We start from the raw sequence: 26022 nt of genomic DNA, 5'->3' as shown, positions 1-26022 counted from the left end.
CCGAGGCGACGTTCCCGTTGCGGTTATTCAAAGACACGGTTAATCACCACTTCAGCCGCTTCATCTTCAGCTATCGGGCCGATGCTGACGCTCTCAAGGTCACCAAACAAATCCCCCGGCTGGGGCGTTGCTTGGCCGGAGGGGGAAACGCGCACCACTAAGCGCGCTTCACGTACCTGGGAGATCTGCGCCTGGGGTGACATCGCAGTGCTATCGTCTAGCGTTACCGTCATGGGCAGTTCAGAGACTTGCGCGCGCACCACAGCCAGAGGTGGCAACTCGCCTTCAAGATCGCGGGCAGTGATAAACACCGTGTCGTTATCGTTAACACGTCCAGCGAGCTGTTCGTCTAACGCAACGCGCACCCGAATGCCATTGCCTTCGGCTACAGCCTCTTCAGGTTCAATGCCCATGCGCTCCTGAGCCACACGAATACCGTCGCGCAGCGAAGACACAGTGTTAGGGTCTTCAATGTTGGCGATTGCCCGGCGCCAGTGATCGATGGCCTGCTCATAATCGCCGTTGTCGAAGGCATTAATGCCTAGCAAGCCCAGTACGGTAGGCTGGCGGGGATCCTGTTCCAGAGTTTCATCGACCAGCGCCTGCACGTCGTCGGTCAGTTGGCGCTCGGCCATAAAGAAACGAATTTGCGCCAGTTGCGCAAGCAGCGGCGGAATCCGCCCTTCAATCTCGATCAGGCGCTCCAGGGCGTCCACGGCTTTGGGCATTTGTCCGGTTTCGCGGTAGAGCGGAAACAGCGTGCTCCACACATTGGGATTATCCGGTTGGCGCTCGGCCTGCTCCTCCATGCGTTCGAGATACATGGTAAGCGAGCCATCAGGATCGTTCTGTACGTCTTGTTGCACTGCAAATAGCACCAGGTCGCCTTCCGCGCCTTCTTGCTGGTACCAAATGACGCTAACGGCCACGACAGCGAGCATCACTACGGGCACCACAATACGGCCAGCACTGGCTGACTTGAGCGGCCGACGCTCGCTATAGGCGGTATCTTCCAGCAGGCTACGTTCAAGCTCCAGACGGTCTTCGTCGAAGCGAGCAGCATCGATATCACCACGCTCCCGGGCCGCTTCCAAGGACGCTAGGCGGCGCTTAAAAATCGCCACGTTCTGCTCGGCGGAGGTGTCGTTGGCTTCAAAGTCGTGCTGCTGGTCGTGCAACGCACGCGCTTTTCTTAGCGGCGATACCAGCAGCCACAGCGCGGGGAGCAGTAAAACGGCAATCGCAATCCAAAGCAGCGTCATGAAGACCTCTTACGGTTAGTCAGCGCGTCTATACGCTGGCGCTCTTCGGCGCTCAATGCTTTAGCAGAGGCGTTACGGCGGGCACGAACCATCATGACGACCACAATAGCGCCCAGTAATACCAGGGCGATGGGCAGGCCCCACAAAAGATAGGTGCGGCTCTCTAAACGCGGGTTGTAGAGAATATATTCGCCAAACCGCTGCACCATGTGATTGATGATTTCGATATCCGACTGGCCATCTTGCAGCAGTTGATAAACCCGGTCGCGCATATCTGCCGAAATGGGGGCATCGGAGTCATTGATCGCTTGGTTTTCACACAGCGGGCAGCGCATGGAAGCGGTCAAGTCGTGATAACGCTTCTCGGTGACTGGGTCGTCAAACTCGCGCAGTTCGATACCCCCCGCCACTGCGCCAAACGCCATGACTAGCAGTAGTAGCGCTGTTAGGGTTCGCATTAGCGCCATTTTTCCACCTCCGGCAGAATCCGCTCGCGCACGTCTTGGGGTGATACATAGCCTTTATGGTGGTAGCGAATCACCCCGTCGGCATCGACCAGAAAGGTTTCCGGGGCGCCATAAACGCCGAGATCAAAGCCTAGATCGCCCTCTGGATCAAAAATATTAACTTCAAACGGGTCGCCAAATTCGCTGAGAAACTCCCGGCCCTTCTCGCGAGTGTCGCGGTAGTTAACCCCGACCATGCGAATGCCCCGGTCAGCCAACTCCAGCAGTTGCGGCATCTCCTGCTTACAGGCCGGGCACCATTCGCCCCATACGTTGACCAGCGTCACTTCTCCCTCTAACAGCGTTTGGTCAACGCGTCGATTCTCATCGCGCAGCGTGGCGGCTTCAAAGGCGGGGAACTCCCGTGCCATCAGCGCTGAATCTCGCTGGGAAGGGTCCAGCGAAAGGCCATGGAAAAAGAACAGCGCCAGCCCTAAAAAACACACTGGCAACAGCAGTAGCAATAGTCGTCGCTTCATACAGTCGCCTCCCGTGCGCTACTGCCCTGGCTGGCCACGTTCGGCGCTTCACGGGTGACCGTGGCGCGGCGGTAGCGCTTGTCGAGCACCGCCAGTACACCACCGAACGCCATCAGCAGTGCACCTAGCCACAGCCAGCGGACAAAGGGCTTGTACTGCACCCGCATCGCCCAACTGCCATCGCCAAGATTTTCACCCATGGCCACATAAAGGTCTCTGAACAGCCCAGGGCGCAGAGCCACCTGGGTCATCGGCATACCGGTCGCCAGGTAAAGGCGCTTCTCGGGCCGCATGGTAAAGCTGCGACCTGACTCGCCCCGCTGAACCTGAAGGATAGCGGTGTCCGCCAGGAAGTTAGCCCCGCGACGCTCGGTTAACTCGGTCATGGTGAACTGATAGCCCGCCACTTCGACCGTGGTGCCCGGCGACATACGTACATTGCGCTCGATGTTGTAGTTGGAAACAACCGTCACGCCAACAATCGTAACCGCAACGCCGATATGCCCCAACACCATGCCCCAGTAAGCCAGGGAGAGCTTGCGGGCACCGGCGACAAACGAGCCGGCATGGCGGGTTTTATCGAACACATCACGCACCATCGGCAGCACAATCCAGAGTGCAGCGACGATACCCAGCGAGACAAACAGGTTCCATTCACCGCGATACAACAACGGCATTAATATACCCAGCACCAGCGCGGCAACGCCTGCCAGCCACAGTTTACGGATAAGGTCACGTGCCGCCATGCTTTTCCAGCGTGTTACCGAGCCCAGCCCCATAAAGATGCACATCACCACGGTGAGCGGTACAAACAGGGCGTTAAAATAGGGCGGGCCTACGCTTATTTTACCCAACCCCAAAGAGTCCAGGATGAGCGGATAGACGGTTCCCAACAGCACGGTGACGGTCATAATCACCAGGAAGATATTATTGACCAGCAGCAGCGCATCTCGGGAGAGCCAGTTAAAGCCTACTTTATGGCTTACTCGCGGGGCGCGCAGGGCAAATATCAGCAGTGATAGCGTGACCGTAATGGCCAGCAGCATCAGGATAAAGAAACCTCGGGCCGGGTCGTTGGCAAACGCATGCACCGAGGTCAGCACCCCGGAGCGCACCAGGAAAGTCCCCATCAGCGATAGCGAGAAGGTCGAGATCGCCAACAGCACGGTCCAGCTTTTAAACGAGCCACGTTTTTCGGTGACCGCCAGCGAGTGAACCAGCGCGGTGCCCGTTAGCCAGGGCAGTAGCGAGGCGTTTTCGACCGGATCCCAGAACCACCAGCCACCCCAGCCAAGTTCGTAGTAGGCCCACCAACTACCCAGCGCGATACCTACGGTCAGAAACGCCCAGGCGATATTCGTCCAGGGCCGTGCCCAGCGCGTCCAGGCGGCGTCTAATCGCCCGCCCATGAGCGCCGCAATGGCAAACGCAAACACTACGGAAAAACCGACGTAGCCCATGTAAAGCATCGGCGGATGCACCACCAGCCCAAAGTCTTGCAGCAGCGGGTTAAGGTCGGCGCCATCCTGGGGCATATCGGGCAGTAGCCGCTCGAAGGGGTTCGATGTGATCAGAATAAATAGCAAGAAGCCGACGCAGACCATGCCCATCACGCCCATGACCCGCGCGACCATATCCCGCGGCAGGTTGCCGGTGAATAGGCTAGCCGCAAAGCCCCAGCCCGCGAGCATAAAGCTCCATAGCAGCACCGACCCTTCGTGGTTGCCCCACACGGCGCTGAACTTGTAGTACCAGGGCAGCAGCGAGTTGGAGTTATTGGCCACGTTGGCCACGCTAAAGTCGTCGAGCATATAGCTGGCGGTTAAGCAGCCGTAAGCAATGGCAATAAACACAAACTGCCCCACCGCCATGGGTTGACCGTAGGCCATCCACAGTGGGCGCCTAGTCGCCGCACCGGCCAGCGGCATCACTGCCTGCACCATCGCCATAAGCAGCGCAATGATAAGGGCAAAGTGGCCAATTTCAGGAATCAGTTTGATCAGCATGCGTGCTCCAAATTGGGCTATCTACCCTAATATTCGCTTGCCTGGGGTACGCCTTCTTCGTCCAGGCGTTTGCCCACCTCGGCGGCTTTAGCTTGGTAATCGGCAGGCGAGTAGCCCGCTTCTTCCAATGCTTGGGCCACTTCAGGGGGCATATAGTTTTCATCGTGACGGGCAAGGACTTTGTCGGCATACAAGCGACCATCGGCCTGAAGTTCACCCACAACAACAACGCCTTGTCCTTCACGGAACAGATCCGGCAGGATGCCGCTGTAATAGACCTCCAGGTCATCGACATAATCGGTGACGGTAAATTCGACGTCCAGGCTTTCAGGGTCACGGGAAACCGAGCCCTCTTTGACCATGCCACCGGCGCGAATCTGCCGCTCCATGGGCGCATCGCCCTGGGCAATCTGTACCGGGCTAAAAAACAGGTTAATGTTCGCGCGTAGCGCGTACAGGGTTAGCCCCACGGCAATCGCGGCCAGCGACACAATGCCCAGAATAACAAACAGTTTCTGTTTACGTTTAGGCGTCATTGGCCACTCCCCTCACTCTGTTTTCGCGTCTTGCGCGACGCTTCAAGCCTTTCAGCAGTTGGCGTTGCTCTGCACGTGCATGCCAAACGATGGCGAGCAACAGCAGCGCGGTAACGCCCCAGGCAGACCATACATAAGGCGCGTGGCCACCCATGGCGAGAAATTCAGCAAGTGAGTCAAATGCCATTAGCGAGCCTCCTCGGCCTGTACGTTAACCACCTGGCCGTTGACCAGATCCTGCACCCAGCGTTTGTTAGCTTCGCGGCGCAGAATCTCGCTGCGCGTGCGCATCAGCGTTAAGGCAATAAAAAAACTGTAAAAACCCAGCACCATAATCACCAGCGGCAGCCACATCTCGGTCGGCATACTCGGGCGCGACGTCAGGGTAAACGAAGCGGGCTGGTGCAGGGTGTACCACCAATTCACCGAGTATTTGATGATGGGAATATTGATCACCCCCACCATGGCCAGCACCGAGGCTGCCCGTGAAGCGCTATCGCGACGGGTAAACGCGCCGCGCAGGGCAATCACGCCCAAATACAAAAACAGCAGGATCAGCATGGAGGTTAGCCGTGCATCCCACATCCACCAGGTTCCCCAGGTGGGCACGCCCCACACGGCGCCGGAGAACAGCGCCACAAAGGTCATTGTTGCGCCAAGAGGGGCCATCACCGCCGCCGCCATATCAGCGACTTTAATTTTCCAGACCATAAACACCAGGCCGGATACTGCCATGGCGATAAAAATGGATTGGGCTAAAAAGGCCGCAGGCACATGAACGTATATAATTCGGAAGCTATTACCCTGCTGGTAATCCGCCGGGGCAAACGCTAGCCCCCACAGCGAGCCAACGACCAATAACAGCACCGCCGCGGCCCAGAACCAGGGCTGCAGCTTGGCGCTAATGGTGTAGAACCACTTGGGTGATCCCAGTTTATGTATAAAGGCCCACATAGCGTGTCCTGTCCTTAACCGTTGATACTGATACGCAGCGATGCGGCAATCGCCCACGGCGCCAACATGAGTGAGGCAGCGAGCAGCGCGCCCAGGATAGCCAGATGGGCAGCGACGCCGTCTCCGAAAATGGCGGCCTGCACCGCACCGGCGCCAAAAATGAGCACCGGGATATACAGCGGTAGCACCAGCAGCGAAAGCAGCACCCCGCCCCGCGCCAAGCCGACGGTTAACGCCGCACCAATCGCGCCAATCAAGCTCAAGCTTGCCGTGCCCAGGGCAAGCGACAGCGCCAGCACGGCGTAACTACCCGCTGGCAGCGCCAGCATAATACCCAATATTGGCGCCATCAGCGCCAACGGTAGGCCTGTCAGCAGCCAGTGCACGGCCACTTTGGCCAAACTCAGCGCGGCTAACGGCTGCGGCGCCAATAACAGTTGTTCCAGACTGCCATCGTCATAATCGCTACGAAACAGGCTGTCTAATGACAGCAGCGCGGCTAACAGCGCCGCCACCCACAGCAAACCCGGCGCAATGACCGCTAACAACTCAGGGTCGGGCGAAATCGCGATCGGAAACAGCGTGATCACCAGGGCAAAAAACACCAGCGGGTTGAGCACCTCGCCACGGCGTCTCAGCAACAGCGTTAAGTCACGCGCTAGCGTGGCCTTCACGGCGATCATCAAGCCACCTTTGTGCTCACGCAGTGGCACTGCTAGCACCTGTTGGGTGGTTTCTGAAACTTGTGAAGAGCTATTTGAAGTACCATGTGAAGCGCCATGTAAAGAGCTGTGCAACCCTTTCTCCTTTCCCCTTTACTCGAGGGATATCCGTCTCAACAACGGTGAGGCGGTTAATTCGTGGTGTGTCGTTACCAGCACACAGCCCCCCGCCTGCGCGTGGGCCACAAGCTGTCTTTCCAGCTCAGCGACGCCGTGACGGTCTATCGCGGTAAAAGGTTCATCCAACACCCAGAGAGACCGGGGCGTCAGCGTTAAGCGCGCCAGCGCCACGCGACGCTGTTGGCCAGCAGAGAGTTGCCCTGCAGGCACATCTTCAAAACCTGCCAGACCAACCCGCTCAAGGGCACCCAGGCGCTGATCCTCGTTACCGTTTTCCCCGCTGAGCGCCTGATACCATGCCAGGTTTTCTAACGGGGAAAGCCCCAACTTAATACCTGGGGTGTGCCCTAAATAGAGCAAATTAGCCAGGAAATGTTCACGCGCCTCTTTCATCGCAGCGCCATTCCAGAAAAGCTCGCCCTGATAGTCACTGAGCTGCCCGGAGAGGATTTTCAGCAGGCTGGTCTTACCACTGCCATTGGGCCCCTCGATACGCACAATTTCACCGCTGCGAATATCTAGATCCAGCCCTTGAAACAGCCAGCGGTCGTCACGTTCACAGGCAAGCTGTCGGGCTTGTAGACACAGGCTCAAGCGTCTCTCCTGGCATATTGATTTTGCGTCGAACTCTACACGTAAAGCCCCTTGCTCGCCACTCACACAATGCGGCGCTGGGTCGCAGCGTGATCCCCATCAAAGAGGGTTAAGACTAATTACTGCTAGCACTGTATGCAAAAACAGGTCTATACTAAAAACCACTGTATGAAAGAACATGCAATGGAGACTTCATAATGACCCTATCGATGGCAGCACCTACCGCTACGTTCGGCCGCATGCAAGCAGTACCACGTCCCTATGCGATGTCAGCTAACGTTACCCGACGCAATACCTATGCGCTCAAAGTGCGCGGCAATGCATTGTGTGATTGCAACTTATTCGATGGCGATGTCATTATTATCCGGCGCTATCAACACGATACCCAGATAGAAACCGCCGTTGCCGAAATTAACCAGCAAACAATCGCCTTGAAGCAGCTCTCTATCAGCCGCTTTGGCGTTGAGCTATGGCCAGAGGATACTCAGCAGCCAGCGCTTTTTTTGCATAACCGGGATATTCAGGTGCTCGGCATGGTAATGGGTGTGAAAAGTGAGACTACCTTCACGGAGCATTAATGCGCTATCGGGTTCCCGAGCTACCCCCTGCGTCATGGCATACGGCTGACATTGAAGTCGAAAAGAGCCAATTTATCACCTGGGTCTGCTACGCCCCAGATATCAATGCATTCACTAGTCTGTTGAATGCGGCAAAAACCGCGCACCCTAATGCCAGCCACCACTGCACTGCCTATATTGCCGGGCCACCCGGCGAGCAAAATCTGATTGGCTTTTCCGATGATGGTGAGCCAGGCGGCACCGCTGGCCGACCCATGTATCAGGTTCTCCAGGGCAGCCAACTGGGCCAGATTGGCTGTGTGGTGATTCGTTATTTTGGCGGCACCAAGCTAGGCACCGGCGGTTTAGCCCGCGCCTACGCCCAGGCGGTTAGCCATGCCCTTGAGACGCTACCTACACGGGAAGTGGTTGAGCGCGACAGCTACACCCTGCGACTCACCTTTGCTAATGAAGCGATTGCCCGCGCCTGGTGCGAAGAAGGTGCGATCCCTATTGAGCAAGCCGACTACGATGGTGATGGCGTGCGCCTGACCATTGGCTGGCCACGGGACTGTCCATTTGATCTTACTCCACTGGAAAACCGTTTAAAGAGTGCTATCCATATTATCACTGACTAGCTCCCTGACTAGAGCACCCATCTAAACTCAACATCCCCTCTAGACTAAACAATACGCCTATAAAAAACGCGACATACAGAAAGTGTCAGTATGCCGCGCTCTGTTGACCCACTATTAAAACAGGCGGTTAACACCTGCCTTAAGCGTTACCCCAGGTACTTGATCATTACGCCTGCGGCGACTGCCGAGCCAATCACACCCGCCACGTTGGGGCCCATGGCGTGCATCAGCAGGAAGTTATGCGGGTTCGCCTCAAGCCCCACCTTGTTAGCCACTCGCGCGGCCATCGGCACAGCAGATACCCCCGCGGCGCCGATCAAGGGGTTGATGGGCATTTTGCTCATCAGGTTCATCAGCTTGGCCATCAATACCCCGGCGGCCGTGCCAATGCCAAAGGCAACAATCCCCAAGCCTAATATCCCCAGCGTCTCGAACGACAGGAAACTCTCAGCCATCAGCTTGGAGCCTACCGACAGGCCGAGGATAATCGTGACGATATTAATCAGGGCGTTTTGCGCGGTATCCGACAAGCGCTCTACCACACCGCACTCGCGCATCAGATTACCGAAGCAGAACATGCCCAGCAGCGGAGCGGCATCGGGCAGAAACAGCGCGACCAGAATCAACAGCACCAGTGGGAAGACCACTTTTTCCAGCTTGGAGACCGGCCGCAGCTGAGTCATCTTGATCTCACGCTCTTTCTGGGTGGTCAACAGACGCATAATCGGCGGCTGAATCAGTGGCACCAACGCCATATAGGCGTAGGCGGCCACGGCGATAGCCCCCAGCAGCTCCGGCGCCAGCACGCTGGATACGTAGATGGAGGTCGGGCCATCGGCGCCACCAATAATACCAATGGCGGCAGCCTGATTAAGCGAGAAGTCCATCACCCCCATCGAGGTAAGCAACACGGCGCCAAACAGGGTGGCAAAAATACCGAACTGAGCCGCTGCACCTAAAAACAGCGTCCGTGGATTGGCCAACAGCGGGCCGAAGTCGGTCATGGCGCCCACGCCCATAAAGATAATCAGCGGTGCAATGCCCGAGCCAATCGCGACCTTGTAGAAGCTATAGAGCATGCCGTCGCTGTAGCCAACGCCCACGGCAATATCCCGTGCGGCGCGAAGTTCATCGGGCGCCGCAGCATCGTGAGCGATGATATGCAACGCCTCCCGCCATGCGTCTGCGTTCGATAACGGATCGAGACTAGCACCCAATGCTGCCGCCATCTGCTGCAGTACCGCAGGCTTGGCCACCTCAATCGCTTGGTCGAGCGCTGAAATGGCCAGCCCGGCCTCAGGAATATTGGCGAGAATGCCGCCAAAGCCAATGGGTACCAGTAGCAGCGGCTCAAACTTCTTATAGATCGCCAGGTAGAGCAGCAATAGCCCCACGACCATCATGACCGCTTGGCCAAGCTCTAGGTTGTACAGCCCCGAGCCTTCCCATAACGTTACTAATTTATCCATTACTTTTTATCCATTACCGGGGGCCCTTAGAGCTCGATCAGCGTGTCGCCTACGACGACGCTATCGCCTTCGCTGACGTTAACCTTAGACACAGTGCCTGCACTGCTGGCACGCACCTCGGTTTCCATTTTCATCGCCTCAAGGATGATCACCACATCGCCTTCTGCGACGTTGTCGCCGGGGCGTACATTAACCTTGAAAATATTACCGGCCAGCGGTGCATCGATGCTCTCTCCACTACCGCCACCGCTCGGCGCAGGCGCTTCGCTAGAGGATGGCTGAGCCGACGCCGTGCCAGAGGCAGTTTGCTCTTGCACTTCGCCCAGCTCACCGCCTTCAGAGACCTCTACCACGAAGGCTTTGCCGTTGAGTTTCACGGTATAAGTTTCCGGGCCTTGGCTTGCGACCGGCGCTTTGCTTTCCACCTTGGCGGGCGTCTTTTCGGCGTTTGCTTCAGCTGCTTGGGGGACAGGCTCAAAGGCGTCGGGATTGTCGCGATTTTTGAGGAACTTCAGACCAATCTGCGGAAACAGGGCATAGGTCAGCACGTCATCCACTTCGCGCTTACCTTCGGCCAAGCGGATGCCTTCAGCGCTGGCTTTGTCTTTCAGCTCGGTGGCCAGCCTGTCCATCTCCGGCGAAAGATTATCCGCCGGGCGACAGGTAATCGGCTCACCGCCTTCCAGCACGCGCTTTTGCAGCTCGGCATTAAAAGGCGCTGGCGCGGCACCATACTCCCCTTTAAGCAGCGCCTGAACCTCCTTGGAGATCGACTTATAGCGCTCGCCCATCATCACGTTCATCACCGCCTGAGTGCCGACAATTTGCGAAGTGGGTGTGACCAGCGGAATAAAACCCAGGTCTTCGCGGACGCGGGGGATCTCGCTTAGTACGTCGTCCAGCTTATCGCCCGCACCCTGCTCTTTGAGCTGGCCTTCCATGTTGGTCAGCATACCGCCCGGCACCTGAGCAATCAGAATGCGCGAATCAATACCGCGCAGTGAGCCTTCAAAAGCAGCGTACTTCTTACGCACTTCGCGGAAATAACCGGCAATATCTTCCAGTAGCTCAAGATCCAGCCCCGTATCGCGGCCGGTATCTTTCAGCATTGCCACCACGGACTCGGTGGGACTGTGGCCGTAGGTCATCGACATGGACGAAATCGAGGTATCGACGTTATCAATGCCCGCTTCCACTGCCTTCAAAATGGTTGAGGTCGAGAGACCAGTGGTGGCGTGGCAGTGCAGGTGCACCGGAATCGATAGCTCTTTCTTGAGCCGGGTGACCAGATCGAATGCCGTATAGGGCGTCAGTAGCCCCGCCATATCCTTGATAGCCAATGAATCCGCGCCTAAGCCAGCAATGGTTTTGGCGAGATCAACCCAGCTATCCAGGGTATGTACCGGGCTCACGGTGTAAGAGATGGTGCCCTGGGCGTGACCTTCGACGTTACGCACCGCCTGAATGGCGCGCTCAAGATTACGTGGATCGTTCATGGCATCAAAGACGCGAAAAACGTCAACGCCGTTGGTTTTCGCCCGCTCAACAAACTTATCGACAACGTCATCAGCGTAGTGGCGGTAGCCCAGCAGGTTTTGACCACGTAGCAACATGGCCTGAGGCGTATTGGGCATGGCCTCTTTTAACGCACGAATACGCTCCCACGGATCTTCGCCCAAATAACGAATGCAGGCATCATAGGTAGCCCCACCCCAGGTTTCCAGCGACCAGTAGCCAACGCGATCCAGCTTTTCGGCGATCGGCAACATATCGTCCAGGCGCATACGCGTGGCAAACAGCGATTGATGGGCATCGCGCAGCACGACATCGGTAATGCCTAGAGGGCGTTTTATTTCGTTCATGGTCTTGGCTCACAGTAGAGAGTTGTAAGTTTGTAGTAAAAATAACAAAAAAATAGCCAAAAGAGGGCTGAAATGGAAAAAATTGAGAAAGTTAGCGACGCCGCGTTGAGCGGTAACGGTGCACTGCAGCACTGATAACGGCCATGACCTCATCACTTTGATCAGAGGGAGCCGAAGGTTGCGACGTTTTTTTACCCGTATTAATAGCGACGGGAACAGGTTGAAAACGCCCGATAAGCTTCGACATCAGCGTGACGCTAATAACTAAAACAGTAAGAAAAACAAACACTACGCCCATACCGAGCGCCATCAATGCCAACCCATCTTGTAATAGTTCTAGATCCTGCATAAGACGCTCTCCTTTCTTAAAGTACCGTTCAAGCACTGTTTTACGCACATCATTACGCCAATACATCGAAAGGCGCTTGGCGCAGTAAGGGGAATACACTAACCTGCCACACTCAGAATAGAATGCAATGGCGCGATAGTGGAAGTCATGGTTGTTAATTTACTACAAAACGGCAGAATCGGCCTAGCCCCGATGGAAGGGGTAATCGACGCGCTGACTCGTGACCTGTTAACCCGCCATGCCGGGTTCGACTGGACGGTTACCGAGTTTGTCCGCGTTGTGGATGCCCGCCTACCACCAAGAGTGTTTTATAAGCACTGCCCCGAGCTTACCCAACCGCCTGTCGCAACGCCGAGCGGCATTCCCGTGCACTTACAGCTGCTGGGCTCAGACCCTGCTGCTCTGGCCGCCAACGCGCGCCAGGCGCTTAGCTTAGGCGCAGTGAGTGTCGACCTTAATTTCGGCTGCCCTGCCAAGCTGGTTAATCGGCACGATGGCGGCGCTTCGCTACTACGCCAGCCGGATCGCGTCTATAAAGCGGTTAAAGCCGTTCACGACGCTTTAGAGGGAGCCATCCCGGTGACCGCCAAGATTCGCCTGGGCTTCGCCAATCGCCGCTTAGCGGTTGCTTGCGCCCAGGCCACTGAAGCGGGCGGCGCCGCGCAGCTAGTAGTCCATGCGCGCACCCGAGACGAGGGCTACCGCCCACCGGCGCACTGGGAGTGGATCGGCAAAATTCGCCGACAGGTGAATATCCCGGTTGTCGCCAATGGCGATATCTGGACGTTGGAAGATTACTGGAAGGCCCGCACGCTGTCCGGGTGCCGCGATGTGATGCTAGGGCGTAGCGCACTGGCCGACCCTTGGCTGGCGCCCCGTATTCGCCACTGGCTGCAAACCGGCGAGCGACTGCCCGCAAGCAGCTGGGCCATGCGCGCCAGCGTACTCAAAGAGTACGCCGCCCTGCAGCGCCAGCAGCTGCCTGACCGGGTCGTTGTCTCGCTAGTGAAGCAATGGCTCGCCCAAATGCGCCAAGGCAGCAGTGAGGCCGAAGAAAATTTTCAGCGTGTGAAGCGCCTCACCGAGTTGGATCAGTTGCTCGACAGCCTAGTGGTTGACGATCACCACGTCGCGCTAGCTTAGGCCACCACTTGATCGGGCAAAAAAAAGCGCCCTACCGCAAAGCGGGGGCGCTACACACGATCGCAAGACCGGGGTGCGAGCCTTATCCGGTCAGGCTTGAAAATAGGCGGTTAGGCTAAGAACAGGTAATAAAGCTGGAAACAGAAAACCCGCCCTCAAAGAAAGAGAGCGGGTTTTGGAATCTGGCGCGCCCGGGAGGATTCGAACCTCCGACCCCCTGATTCGTAGTCAGGTACTCTATCCAGCTGAGCTACGGGCGCGTAATAGTTTGCTAATACTTAAATTTACCAAGCAACCACTTATCGAGACACTGGCGATTTATCAAGACACTGACAATGGCTAATAAGCAGCTAACAGAAAGGTGGCGCGCCCGGGAGGATTCGAACCTCCGACCCCCTGATTCGTAGTCAGGTACTCTATCCAGCTGAGCTACGGGCGCATACCTTCTAACATGCAATTGGCGGAGAGAGAGGGATTCGAACCCTCGATAGGGCTATAAACCCTATACTCCCTTAGCAGGGGAGCGCCTTCAGCCACTCGGCCACCTCTCCTTAACGGCACGGCGCGAATATTACCGATTTAGCTTTCTTGTGTCTAGTCCCCTAAGGTTTTTTTTCGCACCGGCCATACCTTACATATAAACTTACGCTTTAAGCATCGTTTCATCATGCAAGCCTGCAAGTCTTATTCCACTTCGTTTTCACTGTCTCGTTCACGCTGAATTCGCTGGTAAATCTCTTCACGGTGAACTGCCACATCTTTCGGCGCATTGACGCCAATACGTACTTGATTGCCTTTCACACCTAGCACGGTGACGGTGATTTCATCACCGATCATCAGGGTTTCGCCAACACGGCGAGTTAGGATGAGCATGGCTGATCTCCTTTTCAGACGTTTTATGCAACGGGATATGTCAGCCGGAGGCAACACCATGCCATTATGCGGCATAGCGCTGCCTGTCACCAATGTCCGGCTCCATGACACCTTAACCTCCCGTTGAAAGAAAGCTCACCACCACACGGCAGCAAGTACCCCTTCAGCGTAGAAGGTTTAAGGCATTAATGTTATTCAGATTCGATATCTGACTTATCTAAACCAAAAGCTTTGTGCAATGCGTTAACAGCCAGCTCCATATGTTTCTCATCAATCACGACTGAGATTTTAATCTCAGAAGTGGAGACCATACGGATATTGATATTCTCGTCGGCTAGAACGCGGAACATTTTAGACGCCACACCCGCATGAGAACGCATCCCAACACCGACCAAAGACACTTTAGCAATATTGTCGTCGCCGCGCAGCTCACCGCCGCCCAAATCAGGAATCACCGTCTCTTCAAGCAGTTTCTTAGTGGCCTTGTAATCACCCTTAGCAACGGTAAAGGTAAAGTCGGTATAGTCACCGGCCGGCGCCACGTTCTGCACGATCATATCAACTTCGATATTGGCATCGGCAATGGGACCTAGAATGCGCGACGCTACCCCTGGTACATCCGGCGTATTGAGTAGGGTTAGTTTTGCTTCATTCTTGGTAAAGGCGATACCGGAGATCAGTGGTTCTTCCATAGCGTCCTCGTCTTGGTCAGCTTCTGCAACAATTAGGGTACCGGGGCCATCTTCAAAGCTCGACAGCACCCGCAGGGGTACGTTGTACTTACCGGCAAACTCTACCGCGCGGATCTGCAGCACTTTAGAGCCGAGACTGGCCAGCTCCAGCATCTCTTCCACGGTGATGCTGGTTAAGCGCTGCGCCTTGGAGCATACGCGGGGGTCGGTGGTGTATACCCCGTCAACATCGGTGTAAATCTGACACTCATCGGCGCCGAGAGCAGCGGCTAGCGCCACACCCGTGGTATCGGAACCACCGCGACCCAGCGTGGTGATATTGCCGTCTTCATCAACCCCTTGGAACCCGGCCACAACCACTACCTGCCCAGCTTCAAGGTCGGCCTTCAGGTCGTCGGTTTCGATGCGCTGGATACGCGCCTTGGTATAAGCGCTATCGGTGTGAATGCCTACCTGGGCGCCAGTGTGGGAAGTAGCAGGCACGCCGATTTGCTGAAGCGCCATGGCGAGTAGGGAAATAGTCACCTGCTCACCGGTCGACAGCAGCATATCCATCTCGCGCGGTGCCGGATCCTCGTTAAGCGACTGGGCCATATCGGTAAGGCGGTTGGTTTCGCCGCTCATGGCGGAAACCACGACCACTACCTGATGGCCTTGGTCGCGAAACCCCTTAACCTTTTCCGCTACGGCCTTGATACGCTCGACAGAGCCCACCGAAGTGCCGCCGAACTTCTGTACGTATAGTGCCATATGCCGTTTTTCCTATGCGTTCGGGAATGGAGGGTGAAAGTGTTATAAGTTTTAAATAATAAGGCCGGTAGCAATAATGCCACCGGCCTTAAGGTTTAGCTAAGAACGTTTTCCAACCATGCCGGTACGCTCTTCAACGCATCCGGCAAGGCGTCGGGTTGACTACCTCCCGCTTGGGCCATATCAGGACGGCCTCCGCCCTTACCGCCTACCTGAGAGGCGACATGGTTAACCAGCTCACCGGCTTTCACACGGCCAGTCAGATCCTGGGTGACCCCTGCGATCAGGCTCACCTTGCCCGCCGCCTGGTCGGCAACGCCAAGGATAATCACCCCGGAGCTGAGCTTGTTCTTAAGCTGATCAAGGACGCCGCGTAGATCTTTGCCTGACACGCCATCCAGCTGCGTTGCCAGCAGCTTAACGCCGTTGATCTCCTGCACCTGACTCAGCATGTCGCTACCCGCAGCGCTGGCCAATTTGGCCTTAAGCTGCTCAAGCTCTTTTTCCAGGCTCCGGTTACGCTCAACCAGTGATTCTACCCGCGCTTCAAGCTGCTCTGGCTTGGTCTTCAAACGTTCGCCAAGGCGCTCAAGGCGGGCTTCCTGCTCGCGGAAGTAGGCCAGCGCATTTTCGCCGGTGATTGCTTCGATACGGCGCACGCCGGAAGCAATGCCTACTTCGCTTATCACATGGCAGCAGCCAATATCGCCACTGCGTGTGACATGCGTTCCACCACACAACTCGATGGAGAAATCGTCTGCACCGATGGTCAACACCCGCACGTTCTCGGCGTACTTGGCTTCAAACAGCGCTGCCGCACCCTTGGCCTTGGCTTGATCCAGGCTCATTTGTTCGGTTTTGGTCGGCGCATTGGCCAGGATCTGCTCATTGACCAAGCGCTCGACTTCCGTCAACTGCTCAGCGGTCATCGGCTCAAAGTGGCTAAAGTCGAAGCGCAGGCGCTCAGCGTTAACCAGCGAACCTTTCTGCTGCACGTGATCACCCAGCACCATACGCAGCGCTTTGTGTAGCAGGTGGGTGGCCGAGTGATTGCGGATGGTGGCCGTACGCAGGCTGGCGTCCACTTCGCCGCGTACGCTGGCTCCGATACTTAGCGAGCCTTCAACCATTATACCCTGGTGAAGGTGATGTCCACTCTGCTTCTGGGTATCGGTGACCTGGAAACGGCCGCCATCGACATACAGATAGCCGGTATCGCCCACCTGACCACCTGACTCGCCGTAAAACGGCGTGCGATCTAGCACCACGACGCCCTTCTGCCCGGCTTCCAAGGCGGCCAGTTCGTTGCCTTCGCTGTCGACCAGCGCCGTTACCTTGGCCTGATCTTCCAAGCGGTCGTAGCCGGTAAAGGCTGTTTCGCCTTCCAGTTCAATAGAGGCACTGTAGTCGGCGCCGAACTGACTAGCCGCCCGGGCACGCTCACGCTGGGCCTCTAAAGCTTGTTGAAACCCGTCTTCGTCGAGGGTAACGCCGCGTTCACGGCACACATCGGCGGTGAGATCGAACGGAAAGCCGTAGGTGTCGTAAAGCTTGAAGACGGTTTCACCCGGCAGTACCTTGCCGTCCAGCTCCGCCAGGGCCGCGTTCAATAGCCCCATACCGTGATCCAGAGTACGCGCAAACTGCTCTTCTTCTTTTAGCAGCACGCGGGCAATTTGATCGCTCGCTTCACGCAGTTCCGGATAGGCATCGCCCATCTCAGCGTCCAGCGCCTCGACCAGCTTATGGAAGAACGGCTCCACCGCACCCAGCTTGTGGCCATGGCGAATCGCGCGGCGAATAATCCGACGCAGCACATAGCCGCGCCCTTCGTTGGAAGGCAGCACGCCATCAACAATCAGGAAGGCGCAGGAGCGGATATGGTCGGCAATCACGCGCAGCGAAGGCGTGGCGGTATCCGGGTGGCCGGTGGCTTTGGCTGCGGCCTGGAGCAGGTTCTGGAACAGGTCGATTTCGTAGTTGGAGTGCACGCCCTGCATCACAGCGGCGACCCGCTCCAGCCCCATGCCGGTATCGATAGAGGGCTTGGGCAGCGGGTTGAGCGTGCCGGCAGCATCGCGATCAAACTGCATGAAGACCAGGTTCCAGATTTCGATATAGCGGTCGCCATCCTCTTCCGGGCTGCCCGGCGGGCCACCCCAAACCTCTGGACCATGATCGAAGAAGATTTCAGAGCTGGGGCCGCAGGGGCCGGTGTCACCCATTTGCCAGAAGTTATCTTCATCCAGCTTGGAGAAACGCTCGGGATCGATGCCGATCTCATCTTTCCAGATGCGTTCGGCTTCGTCATCGCTGACATGCACCGTTACCCACAGCTTGTCTTTAGGCAAGCCCAGCGTTTCGGTCAGAAATACCCAGGCAAAGCGAATGGCGTCGCGCTTGAAGTAGTCACCAAAGCTGAAGTTACCCAGCATTTCAAAGAAGGTGTGGTGACGCGCGGTATAGCCGACGTTGTCCAAATCGTTATGCTTGCCGCCCGCACGCACGCAGCGCTGCGCAGAGGTCGCGCGCACGTAAGGGCGCGGGTCACGGCCTAGAAACACATCTTTAAACGGCACCATGCCGGCATTGGTAAACAGCAGCGTCGGGTCGTTACCCGGCACTAAGGAGCTAGTGGGTACAATCGTATGCCCCTGCTCTTCGAAGAAGGTGAGAAAGGCCTGTCTAATCTCTGCGCTTTTCATAGGGTATCCGTAACAAGAAAGCGTGATGTCCCAGGGCGCTGTTGCCGCTACCCTCAGGGGTCGCAAAGCAGCCATTATAGCGCAGTTGTCAAACGACTAAAGCCGCACTTAGTGGCAGAAAGGCAAACAACTGGCGACAGAAGGGCAACAACGATGTGAACAACCAGATCGACAAGCGTATTAGAGCGCTACTCGAAATGTAAGAGGGGGGTTGTTTTAGCGGCTGGAGAAAACGTACTACAGACAGGAGAGCGCGTAGCGGATTTGCTCAAAATCGAAGCCACGGTTGGCGAGAAAGCGCTCGCGGCGAGCGCGCTCTTTGGGTGTCTCACCGGGGCTATCGAAGCGCCGCGCCAGGGTTTCCCGGGCCAGCTCAAACCAGTCGACCTGCTCGCCCTCCTCTACCTCTTCAAAAGCATTATTAAGGGTTTCCTGGTCAACGCCGCGCTGGCGCAGCTCGCCTTTAATACGAATCACGCCCTGCCCACGCAGAATACGTGAACGGACGAAACTGGCCGCAAAGCGAGCGTCAGACTGCAGACCTTGTTCGATCAGAGCGTCTAGGCACTCATCAATAGCGTCGTCGTCGAAGGATTTTTTCTTTAGCCGTTGAGCAAGCTCGGCGCGGGAGTATTCGCGCCGAGCCAGCAAGCCAATGGCGATGTCACGGGGCGTAGCATCGCGTTGGGAGGTGAATGCCATTAAGCCGCCTTAAAGCAGATCGTCGTCGCCCGCTTCTGCTCCAGCCGCTGCTTCGGCAGGTGCGTCATCCTTGTCTTTTTTGGGGTCAGGCTTGGCTAGCAACTGCTCACGAATCTGCGTTTCGATTTCGAGCATAATGTCCGGGTGCTCTTCCAGGTAGAGCGCTGAATTGGCTTTGCCCTGACCGATTTTCTTACCTTTATAGCTGTACCAGGCACCGGCTTTATCGACAAGATTGCACTGCACGCCCAGGTCGATGACCTCACCGGCGTGGTAGATCCCCTTGCCATAAAGAATCTGGAACTCAGCCTGGCGGAATGGCGGTGCTATTTTGTTCTTGACCACTTTCACGCGGGTTTCGTTACCGGTGACTTCGTCGCCGACTTTCACCGAACCGGTGCGCCGTATATCGAGACGTACGCTGGCGTAAAACTTAAGCGCGTTACCGCCCGTGGTGGTTTCAGGGCTACCAAACATAACGCCGATCTTCATGCGGATCTGGTTGATAAAAATCACCAGGCAGTTGGCGTTTTTGATATTACCGGTGATTTTGCGCAGCGCCTGAGACATCAAACGCGCCTGGAGGCCAACGTGGGAATCGCCCATCTCGCCTTCGATTTCAGCGCGCGGCGTCAACGCAGCAACCGAGTCAATAACAATTACGTCAACACCGCCGGAGCGAACCAGCATGTCGGTAATTTCAAGCGCCTGCTCGCCGGTGTCCGGCTGCGAAACCAGCAGGTCATCCAGGTTAACGCCCAGTTTTTCTGCGTAGCTGGGGTCAAGGGCGTGCTCGGCATCCACGAAGGCACACACTTTGCCCTGCTTTTGTGCCTGGGCAATCACTGAAAGGGTCAGGGTGGTTTTACCCGACGATTCTGGACCAAAGATCTCGCACACACGGCCAAACGGCAGGCCGCCGATGCCGAGGGCGATATCCAGACCCAATGAACCGGTGGAAACCGACGGCATGACGACACGCGGCGCGTCGCCGAGACGCATAACGGTGCCCTTGCCGAATTGACGGTCAATTTGGGTGAGTGCAGCGTTTAGCGCTTTAGTGCGGTTGTCATCCTGAGCCATTCAGAGATTCCTCATAACAAGCTGTATAATTAGCCAGTAGTATGCCAAAGATTACGCCGTAAACAAATCCTTGATCGCGCTTTCTCTCATCTATTTTCATAAGGGCCTTTTTTCGTAAGGACCTTTTTCTTACGACGGGTTTGTCTTGCTCGCTTTCTCGCGCTCATTCAGCCGCGCCACCAGCCCTACCAAGGCCTGACGTACAGCCTGCTCGCGCACCGACTGACGGTCACCAGGAAAGTGGAAACATTCGGCCTCCTGGGCAGCGGTATCTCCCCAGGCCAGCCAAACCGTACCCACCGGCTTTGCATCGCTGCCGCCATCCGGCCCAGCCACACCGCTAACGGCAACGGCTAAGCCCGCGCCACTTTCACGGCAGGCGCCCGCCACCATGGCATTAACCACCGCTTCGCTTACCGCACCATGTTCGGCAAGCGTGGCCTCAGGCACTCCCAATAAGCGCGTCTTGGCGCCATTCGCGTAGGTCACATAGCCAGTCGCAAAATAAGCAGAGCTCCCCGCCACCTCGGTAATGGCACTGGCAATACCGCCCCCGGTGCATGATTCAGCAGCGGTCACTTCCACACCCAACTGTTTACACAACCGACCCAACCGCTGAGCCAACAGGGTCAAATCAAGGCTTTTCAGGCTAGTTTCGCTGGGCACTATCGTCGCTCCTTCAAGTGTGTCGTCTGTTCAGGTAAGTCGGGGTTGTCGAAGCTAAGCATTCATGCCAGCAGTGTAGCCAACACATCAGCCTGCTCGGCAAATTTCTTCGCATTGGATTTTTTCAGCTGCACTAAATTGCGCAGTTTCCAACGAATACCCGGAAGATGCTCTAGATGAGCAATATTCATCAGCGACCAATCAGGCTCCCCAGCCACTAGCGATAACAAAAATCGACGTTCGCTTTCGTCTAGCCCCATCCGAAGCTCGCTTATCATTCGCTCGCGTGTTGTGAGCAATGCTTCGAGCGTCACGGGCTGGGACGTCATCCCATCGAAATTTTGTTTATAGTCATAGCCGATATCCCTCCGCTGTGGACATAAAACCTCATGCACCGGACGGTTGTGACTGGCTAAGTAAACAACGAAGGCGCGGCGGATGCCGGGGGTGATCCCCTCATTTTCGAAAAGTTGAGCCACATCGAATAGATCACGTGGGTGCTGACGATCCAGAGCGGCGACCAGCTTGCCGCCATAGAGATCCTCCAACGAAGCGACGGGTATTTCCAGATCGGCCATCAATACATCACTGGCGACAGAGGTAAGAGAAGCTCGACGCACGGGCTGCACAGCTCCACGTAGCACAAAATTAACTTCGACTTTAACCTCTACGTCTCCTCGTCGCACCAGCAGCTTAGTCTCACCGGCTTCGGCAGGGGGTAAATGTGTTTGGAATCCCTGTTTATTCAACCGATCAGCCGACTGCCGAATAGCATCATTAATCCTCGCTAGTGCTTGCTGACGCGGTAGCCTGTAATCACAAAATAGCAAGTCGAGATCAACTGATAAACGCGGCATATCGCGCACAAAAAGATTGATGGCCGTACCACCTTTCAGCGCAAAGGTATCATCCACGAATACCAGTGGAGCGACTTGCGTAAGTAGGCGTGCTGTATCGAGATACGTAGGATTCATGGCTTTAGCACCAACAGACCATCAGCAGATTTAGACACCCAAGGCCGGTCACTACCAGTCGGCAGTATACTTGGATCAAGCTTGTCAGCCCACGGCAGCCCCCCTTCCCGGCCAAGCTGTAGGCAAAGCCTTACTGTTTTAACGCTGGAGCAACACTGCAAAAGCTCTTGCAGCACTTTAACGCGCAAACTATAGGAACTTTCAACCAGTTCCTGGGCTTCCTGCAAGGGCTGCCGCAAGCCAATTTCACTCAACAGCTCCAGCAACGCTCTTTCTGGCGACGAAACCAGCGGTGCCCCATCCCGCCTTTCAAAGGGGCGAACGTGCCGTAATGCATCGGGGTGTTCATCGAAAATGCGCTTGCGGTGATAATCGGCCGGGAAACGCTCTACAAACCAGCTCGGCAGGTGTCCGTCAGCCCAACCGTATAAGCGTAAAGTAGGCTGTTGCGCGAGGTACTGGCGCACTCCGTACCAGTCGAGCGCCGACTTACCGCCAACGTGAAGTCCCTTAAGCTTGTGTTGCAGCAAGAGCAGGCAAGGGTTCAACTGTAGCTCATCGTTTGGTCGGCAGTAGACGCCACGTGCCAAACGCAGTAGCCAGCCTGCTCGTACATAGTACACAGCAAGGTCTGCCGAAATACCCAGAGACATCAGATCGGCTGCGGTAAAAGGCGCCCCTGGAGTCAGCTTGGTATAGAGAGCTTTTAGTTTGCCTGAAATATTCGTAGCCATGCTACGTTTTATACACCTTTTCCAAATAGAGATCTATTTAGCTTAACCTTCATAATCGTAGTCTGGCTACGATAACCTGAATTTTTCCAAACCACCTTGGTAACACTCAAACACAGCATATTGGGGAGTCGAATATGTCGTCAGGCAAATAGCGGACATTTTTTCAGGCTAGTTTCGCTGGGCACTATCGTCGCTCCTTCAAGTGTGTCGTCTGTTCAGCGTAGAATACTGCGTTTAGCTTGCTTAAAGAAATTGCCCATGCCGTAAGCCGAGATGGCTTACGCCACGCTCAATCAGGACGCCCATGTCACAGGCCATTCCCCCCAACACGCCAATGATCACCCAGTATTTAAAGATCAAACGCGAGCACCCCGAGGTGTTGCTGTTTTACCGCATGGGTGATTTTTACGAACTGTTTTTCGACGACGCCAAGCGCGCCGCCGCGCTGCTGGATATTACCCTTACCCAGCGCGGCCAGTCGGGGGGTAAGCCGATCCCCATGGCGGGTGTACCCTACCACAGCGCTGAAGGCTATCTAGCCCGCCTGGTCGCTGGCGGCGAGTCGGTGGCCATCTGCGAACAGATTGGCGACCCCGCTACCAGCAAGGGCCCCGTTGATCGTCAGGTGGTGCGGATCGTCACCCCCGGCACGCTCCACGATGAAGCGCTGCTAGATGCCCGCCGCGACAACGTACTGGTGTCAGTCTCCCCCGGTAAAGAGAGCTGGGGGCTTGCCTGGCTAGAGCTCTCCAGCGGGCGTTTTAACGTGCTGGAAGTGGAGAGCGAAGCCGAGATGCTCGCCGAGCTTACTCGCCTCTCCCCCGCGGAGCTGCTGGTGCCCGAAAGCCTGACGCTACCCGATGCCTGGTCACAAAAACGCAGCCTGCGCCGTCAGGGTGAGTGGCTGTTTGACCTGGAAAGCGCCACCCGCAGCCTATGCGACCAGTTTGAAGTGCAGGATTTACGCGGCTTTGGCTGCGCGCATTTAACTACTGCGCTCATTGCTGCCGGGGTGCTGATCGATTACGCCCGGGACACCCAGCGCTCACGCCTACCCCACGTGACCGCCATCAGCGTTGAGAACCGCGACGACGCGGTGGTGATCGACGCCGCCAGCCGTCGCAATCTGGAAATCGACATCAACCTCGGCGGCAGTAGCGACAACACCCTGGCCAGCGTGCTGGATACCTGCACCACCGCCATGGGCTCACGCTTACTCAAACGCTGGCTCAATCGCCCGCTGCGGCAACGTGAGATCGTCCAGGCCCGCCACGCGGGTGTGGCGCTACTTAGTCTGGATGCGGCCTATATGGCGCTTCGCGAGACGCTAAGCGATGTAGGCGATGTGGAGCGCATCCTGGCCCGAGTGGCACTGTATAGCGCTCGCCCCCGGGATTTGGCGCGGCTGCGCGATGCACTGGTAACGCTGCCTGAACTGGAACAGCAGCTTAGCGAGGTAGAGAGCGGCAGCGCTTTGGACAACCTGCGCCCGCATATTCGTCCCTACCCGGAAATGGCCGATATGCTCAGCCGCGCGCTGGTGGAGAACCCACCGGTGGTGATCCGCGATGGCGGGGTGATTGCCGACGGTTTTGATGCTGAGCTCGATGAGCATCGCGGCATGGCTGAGAACGCTGGTGACTATCTTATTCAGCTAGAACTTCGCGAGCGTGAGCGCACCGGCCTTGCCAATCTCAAAGTGGGCTACAACCGCGTACACGGCTACTTTATCGAACTACCGCGTTCACAAGCCCAGCAGGCGCCTGCCGACTATATTCGCCGCCAAACGCTGAAAAACGCCGAGCGGTTTATTATTCCCGAGCTCAAAGAGTTTGAGGATAAGGCGCTATCGGCCAAATCTCGTGCGCTCACTCGCGAAAAATGGCTTTATGACCAGCTGCTGGGCGACCTTAACAACAGCCTTCACGCGCTACAAAGCACCTCTCAAGCGCTGGCCGAGCTGGATGTGCTGTGCGCCTTTGCTGAACGCGCCGAAGCGCTTAACTGGGTGCGCCCAACGCTGAGCGAAACCACTGGCATTCAAATCGATGCGGGACGGCACCCGGTAGTGGAGCAAGTCAGCGAAACACCCTTTGTGCCTAACGACGTAACGCTCAACCCTGACCAGCATATGCTGATTATTACCGGCCCCAACATGGGCGGTAAATCGACCTATATGCGTCAAACGGCACTTATCGCTCTGCTGGCCCACTGCGGCAGCTTTGTACCGGCTGATGCCGCCGAGATCGGCCCGCTGGATAGGATCTTTACCCGCATTGGTTCGTCAGATGATTTGGCGGGCGGCCGCTCTACCTTTATGGTGGAGATGACCGAAACCGCTAATATCCTGCATAACGCCACCCAGCAAAGCTTAATTCTGATGGACGAGATTGGCCGCGGCACCAGCACTTTTGACGGTTTGTCGCTGGCCTGGGCAAGTGCCGAGTATTTAGCCAAAGGGCGTGCCTTAACGCTGTTTGCCACCCACTACTTTGAAATGACCGCCCTGCCCGAACATGCTGAAGGGGTAGCCAATATTCACCTAACGGCCACCGAGCACGGCGACAGCATCGTGTTTATGCACCGCATAGAAGCGGGCCCGGCCAGCCAGAGCTACGGCTTACAGGTGGCGCAGTTAGCGGGTGTGCCTAATCATGTGATCAAACGCGCCCGTGAAAAGTTAATGAGCCTGGAGCAGCGCGATGTGGATAATACGGCGCAAGCGCCTCGCACCGCGCCGCAGCAAAACGATCTATTCGCCGCTGCGCCACACCCAGTGGTGGAGGCATTGGAAAACGTCGATATGGATGGTTTAACGCCAAGGGAAGCACTAGCGCTGTTGTATCAGTGGCGAGACCTGATCTAATAGTACTCATAAACTTGGAAGGCCGTAAGTGAGCTTCTAGTGCCAGGGCAGGTTGGAGCGAGGGTCTTTTTCCAAGGCCGGAAAATATTCCCGACAATTTCCGGCATTTCCGCCATCCATGGCGGTCAGATGGAAAAGTAGCGCCCAGGGATGGGTTTACAGCGCCCTCGCGGAAACCTGTACTGGCATTGCTAGCAACTGGAATCATATGGCGCTTGCCGACAGGTAGGCGCACCTCTAGAATGTCGCTCAAACTTTTAGCTTATAAAAAACGGCTGATTTATAACCATTCACGATTGACCATGGCTGGGAGTTACCCGGCCCTGCAAGAGGGATAGCAAGATGACGTTTGTCGTTACCGAGAACTGCATCCAGTGCAAATACACCGACTGTGTGGAAGTCTGCCCGGTCGACTGTTTTTACGAGGGCCCGAACTTCCTGGTCATTCATCCTGACGAGTGTATCGACTGCGCGCTGTGTGAGCCCGAGTGCCCCGCCGAGGCGATATTCTCCGAGGATGAGTTGCCGGATGGGCAAGAGGCCTTTATCGAGATTAACGCTGAAATGGCCGAAGTGTGGCCCAACATTGCCGAACGCAAAGATCCGCTGCCTGACGCCGAAGAGTGGGATGGCAAGCCTGGTAAGCTGGAGAAATTAGAGCGCTAAATTTCGCTCTACGCTTTTCAGCTCCATTTTCAAGTTCCATTTTTCTTAAAGCCAGCGTCCACGCTGGTTTTTTTATGGTTTAGACAAACACTTGCACTGGCAAATTCCAGACAA

At 56.3% G+C, this 26022-nt stretch carries 25 protein-coding genes and 3 tRNA genes; 5 read left to right on the top strand and 23 right to left on the bottom strand.

Features of this window, described 5'->3' with window-relative positions; translation table 11 throughout:
• Window positions 1-23: 23 nt before the first annotated feature.
• From ccmI to ccmA, 9 genes are all read right to left on the bottom strand, one after another.
• The gene (gene ccmI / locus ACT3UM_RS22380) at window positions 24-1262 is read right to left on the bottom strand and encodes a c-type cytochrome biogenesis protein CcmI (RefSeq protein ID WP_498902249.1); all 1239 of its coding nucleotides are present in this window, start codon (window positions 1260-1262) and stop codon (window positions 24-26) included.
• Window positions 1259-1729, bottom strand: a complete 471-nt coding sequence (locus ACT3UM_RS22375; RefSeq protein WP_498902248.1) for a cytochrome c-type biogenesis protein — start codon at window positions 1727-1729, stop codon at window positions 1259-1261. Before ACT3UM_RS22375 ends, ccmI begins: the two co-directional genes overlap by 4 nt.
• Complete coding sequence (locus ACT3UM_RS22370; protein WP_498902247.1) at window positions 1720-2247, bottom strand: DsbE family thiol:disulfide interchange protein; 528 nt, start codon at window positions 2245-2247, stop codon at window positions 1720-1722. The genes ACT3UM_RS22375 and ACT3UM_RS22370 overlap by 10 nt, the downstream gene beginning before the upstream one ends.
• Window positions 2244-4253: a heme lyase CcmF/NrfE family subunit gene (locus ACT3UM_RS22365; protein WP_498902246.1), complete on the bottom strand. Its 2010-nt coding sequence runs from the start codon at window positions 4251-4253 to the stop codon at window positions 2244-2246. The genes ACT3UM_RS22370 and ACT3UM_RS22365 overlap by 4 nt, the downstream gene beginning before the upstream one ends.
• Before the next feature lie 26 nt (window positions 4254-4279).
• On the bottom strand, window positions 4280-4789 hold the full coding sequence (ccmE, locus tag ACT3UM_RS22360) for a cytochrome c maturation protein CcmE (protein ID WP_498902245.1): 510 nt from the start codon (window positions 4787-4789) through the stop codon (window positions 4280-4282).
• Entirely contained in the window at window positions 4779-4976 is a 198-nt protein-coding gene (gene ccmD, locus ACT3UM_RS22355) for a heme exporter protein CcmD (RefSeq protein WP_498902244.1), read from the bottom strand. The genes ccmE and ccmD overlap by 11 nt, the downstream gene beginning before the upstream one ends.
• Window positions 4976-5743: a heme ABC transporter permease gene (locus ACT3UM_RS22350; protein ID WP_498902243.1), complete on the bottom strand. Its 768-nt coding sequence runs from the start codon at window positions 5741-5743 to the stop codon at window positions 4976-4978. The genes ccmD and ACT3UM_RS22350 overlap by 1 nt, the downstream gene beginning before the upstream one ends.
• Before the next feature lie 14 nt (window positions 5744-5757).
• The gene (gene ccmB / locus ACT3UM_RS22345; protein ID WP_498902283.1) at window positions 5758-6426 is read right to left on the bottom strand and encodes a heme exporter protein CcmB; all 669 of its coding nucleotides are present in this window, start codon (window positions 6424-6426) and stop codon (window positions 5758-5760) included.
• Between the two features lie 132 nt (window positions 6427-6558).
• Window positions 6559-7179 (bottom strand): cytochrome c biogenesis heme-transporting ATPase CcmA, encoded by a 621-nt coding sequence (gene ccmA / locus ACT3UM_RS22340; RefSeq protein ID WP_498902242.1) that lies wholly within the window; start codon window positions 7177-7179, stop codon window positions 6559-6561.
• Between the two features lie 197 nt (window positions 7180-7376).
• Between ccmA and ACT3UM_RS22335 the strand changes: the two genes are divergently transcribed.
• The gene (locus ACT3UM_RS22335) at window positions 7377-7757 is read left to right on the top strand and encodes a LexA family protein (protein WP_261377656.1); all 381 of its coding nucleotides are present in this window, start codon (window positions 7377-7379) and stop codon (window positions 7755-7757) included.
• Window positions 7757-8374, top strand: coding sequence for an IMPACT family protein (locus ACT3UM_RS22330; RefSeq protein WP_144810524.1), 618 nt, complete (start codon window positions 7757-7759; stop codon window positions 8372-8374). Before ACT3UM_RS22335 ends, ACT3UM_RS22330 begins: the two co-directional genes overlap by 1 nt.
• A 146-nt stretch (window positions 8375-8520) precedes the next feature.
• Here ACT3UM_RS22330 and ACT3UM_RS22325 read toward each other — a convergent pair whose 3' ends face one another.
• The 3 genes from ACT3UM_RS22325 to ACT3UM_RS22315 form a co-directional block, all read right to left on the bottom strand.
• On the bottom strand, window positions 8521-9843 hold the full coding sequence (locus ACT3UM_RS22325) for a sodium ion-translocating decarboxylase subunit beta (RefSeq protein WP_498902241.1): 1323 nt from the start codon (window positions 9841-9843) through the stop codon (window positions 8521-8523).
• Window positions 9844-9869: 26 nt separating this feature from the next.
• Window positions 9870-11705: a sodium-extruding oxaloacetate decarboxylase subunit alpha gene (oadA, locus tag ACT3UM_RS22320; protein ID WP_498902240.1), complete on the bottom strand. Its 1836-nt coding sequence runs from the start codon at window positions 11703-11705 to the stop codon at window positions 9870-9872.
• A 91-nt stretch (window positions 11706-11796) separates the two neighbouring features.
• Window positions 11797-12054 (bottom strand): OadG family protein, encoded by a 258-nt coding sequence (locus tag ACT3UM_RS22315; RefSeq protein WP_498902239.1) that lies wholly within the window; start codon window positions 12052-12054, stop codon window positions 11797-11799.
• 147 nt (window positions 12055-12201) lie between these two features.
• On the opposite strand from ACT3UM_RS22315, the gene ACT3UM_RS22310 reads away from it, so the two are divergent.
• Entirely contained in the window at window positions 12202-13197 is a 996-nt protein-coding gene (locus ACT3UM_RS22310; protein WP_231896759.1) for a tRNA dihydrouridine synthase, read from the top strand.
• 183 nt (window positions 13198-13380) lie between these two features.
• Here the strand turns inward: ACT3UM_RS22310 and ACT3UM_RS22305 are convergent.
• The 11 genes from ACT3UM_RS22305 to ACT3UM_RS22255 form a co-directional block, all read right to left on the bottom strand.
• A tRNA-Arg gene (locus tag ACT3UM_RS22305) sits at window positions 13381-13457 on the bottom strand.
• A 102-nt stretch (window positions 13458-13559) separates the two neighbouring features.
• Window positions 13560-13636: transfer RNA gene (locus ACT3UM_RS22300), tRNA-Arg, on the bottom strand.
• A 19-nt stretch (window positions 13637-13655) separates the two neighbouring features.
• Window positions 13656-13748: transfer RNA gene (locus tag ACT3UM_RS22295), tRNA-Ser, on the bottom strand.
• A 133-nt stretch (window positions 13749-13881) separates the two neighbouring features.
• On the bottom strand, window positions 13882-14070 hold the full coding sequence (gene csrA / locus ACT3UM_RS22290; RefSeq protein ID WP_035576792.1) for a carbon storage regulator CsrA: 189 nt from the start codon (window positions 14068-14070) through the stop codon (window positions 13882-13884).
• A gap of 191 nt (window positions 14071-14261) precedes the next feature.
• Entirely contained in the window at window positions 14262-15512 is a 1251-nt protein-coding gene (locus ACT3UM_RS22285) for an aspartate kinase (protein ID WP_498902238.1), read from the bottom strand.
• Window positions 15513-15607: 95 nt separating this feature from the next.
• Window positions 15608-18217: an alanine--tRNA ligase gene (alaS, locus tag ACT3UM_RS22280; protein WP_498902237.1), complete on the bottom strand. Its 2610-nt coding sequence runs from the start codon at window positions 18215-18217 to the stop codon at window positions 15608-15610.
• A 237-nt stretch (window positions 18218-18454) separates the two neighbouring features.
• Entirely contained in the window at window positions 18455-18919 is a 465-nt protein-coding gene (locus tag ACT3UM_RS22275; RefSeq protein ID WP_498902236.1) for a regulatory protein RecX, read from the bottom strand.
• A 9-nt stretch (window positions 18920-18928) separates the two neighbouring features.
• Entirely contained in the window at window positions 18929-20002 is a 1074-nt protein-coding gene (gene recA / locus ACT3UM_RS22270; RefSeq protein WP_498902235.1) for a recombinase RecA, read from the bottom strand.
• A 129-nt stretch (window positions 20003-20131) separates the two neighbouring features.
• Complete coding sequence (locus ACT3UM_RS22265; RefSeq protein WP_498902282.1) at window positions 20132-20671, bottom strand: CinA family protein; 540 nt, start codon at window positions 20669-20671, stop codon at window positions 20132-20134.
• Window positions 20672-20730: 59 nt separating this feature from the next.
• Window positions 20731-21642 carry a nucleotidyl transferase AbiEii/AbiGii toxin family protein gene (locus tag ACT3UM_RS22260; protein WP_498902234.1) on the bottom strand — a complete coding sequence of 304 codons (912 nt, stop codon included), beginning with the start codon at window positions 21640-21642 and terminating at the stop codon, window positions 20731-20733.
• On the bottom strand, window positions 21639-22376 hold the full coding sequence (locus tag ACT3UM_RS22255) for a type IV toxin-antitoxin system AbiEi family antitoxin domain-containing protein (protein WP_498902233.1): 738 nt from the start codon (window positions 22374-22376) through the stop codon (window positions 21639-21641). Before ACT3UM_RS22255 ends, ACT3UM_RS22260 begins: the two co-directional genes overlap by 4 nt.
• Window positions 22377-22680: 304 nt before the next feature.
• On the opposite strand from ACT3UM_RS22255, the gene mutS reads away from it, so the two are divergent.
• Entirely contained in the window at window positions 22681-25242 is a 2562-nt protein-coding gene (gene mutS, locus ACT3UM_RS22250) for a DNA mismatch repair protein MutS (RefSeq protein ID WP_498902232.1), read from the top strand.
• A gap of 342 nt (window positions 25243-25584) precedes the next feature.
• On the top strand, window positions 25585-25908 hold the full coding sequence (gene fdxA, locus ACT3UM_RS22245) for a ferredoxin FdxA (protein ID WP_007111508.1): 324 nt from the start codon (window positions 25585-25587) through the stop codon (window positions 25906-25908).
• The last annotated feature ends 114 nt before the right edge of the window (window positions 25909-26022 follow it).

Source organism: Halomonas sp. AOP13-D3-9 (genome assembly GCF_052379125.1).
Lineage (GTDB): Bacteria > Pseudomonadota > Gammaproteobacteria > Pseudomonadales > Halomonadaceae > Vreelandella.
This window is presented reverse-complemented; position numbering and strand designations above follow the sequence as displayed.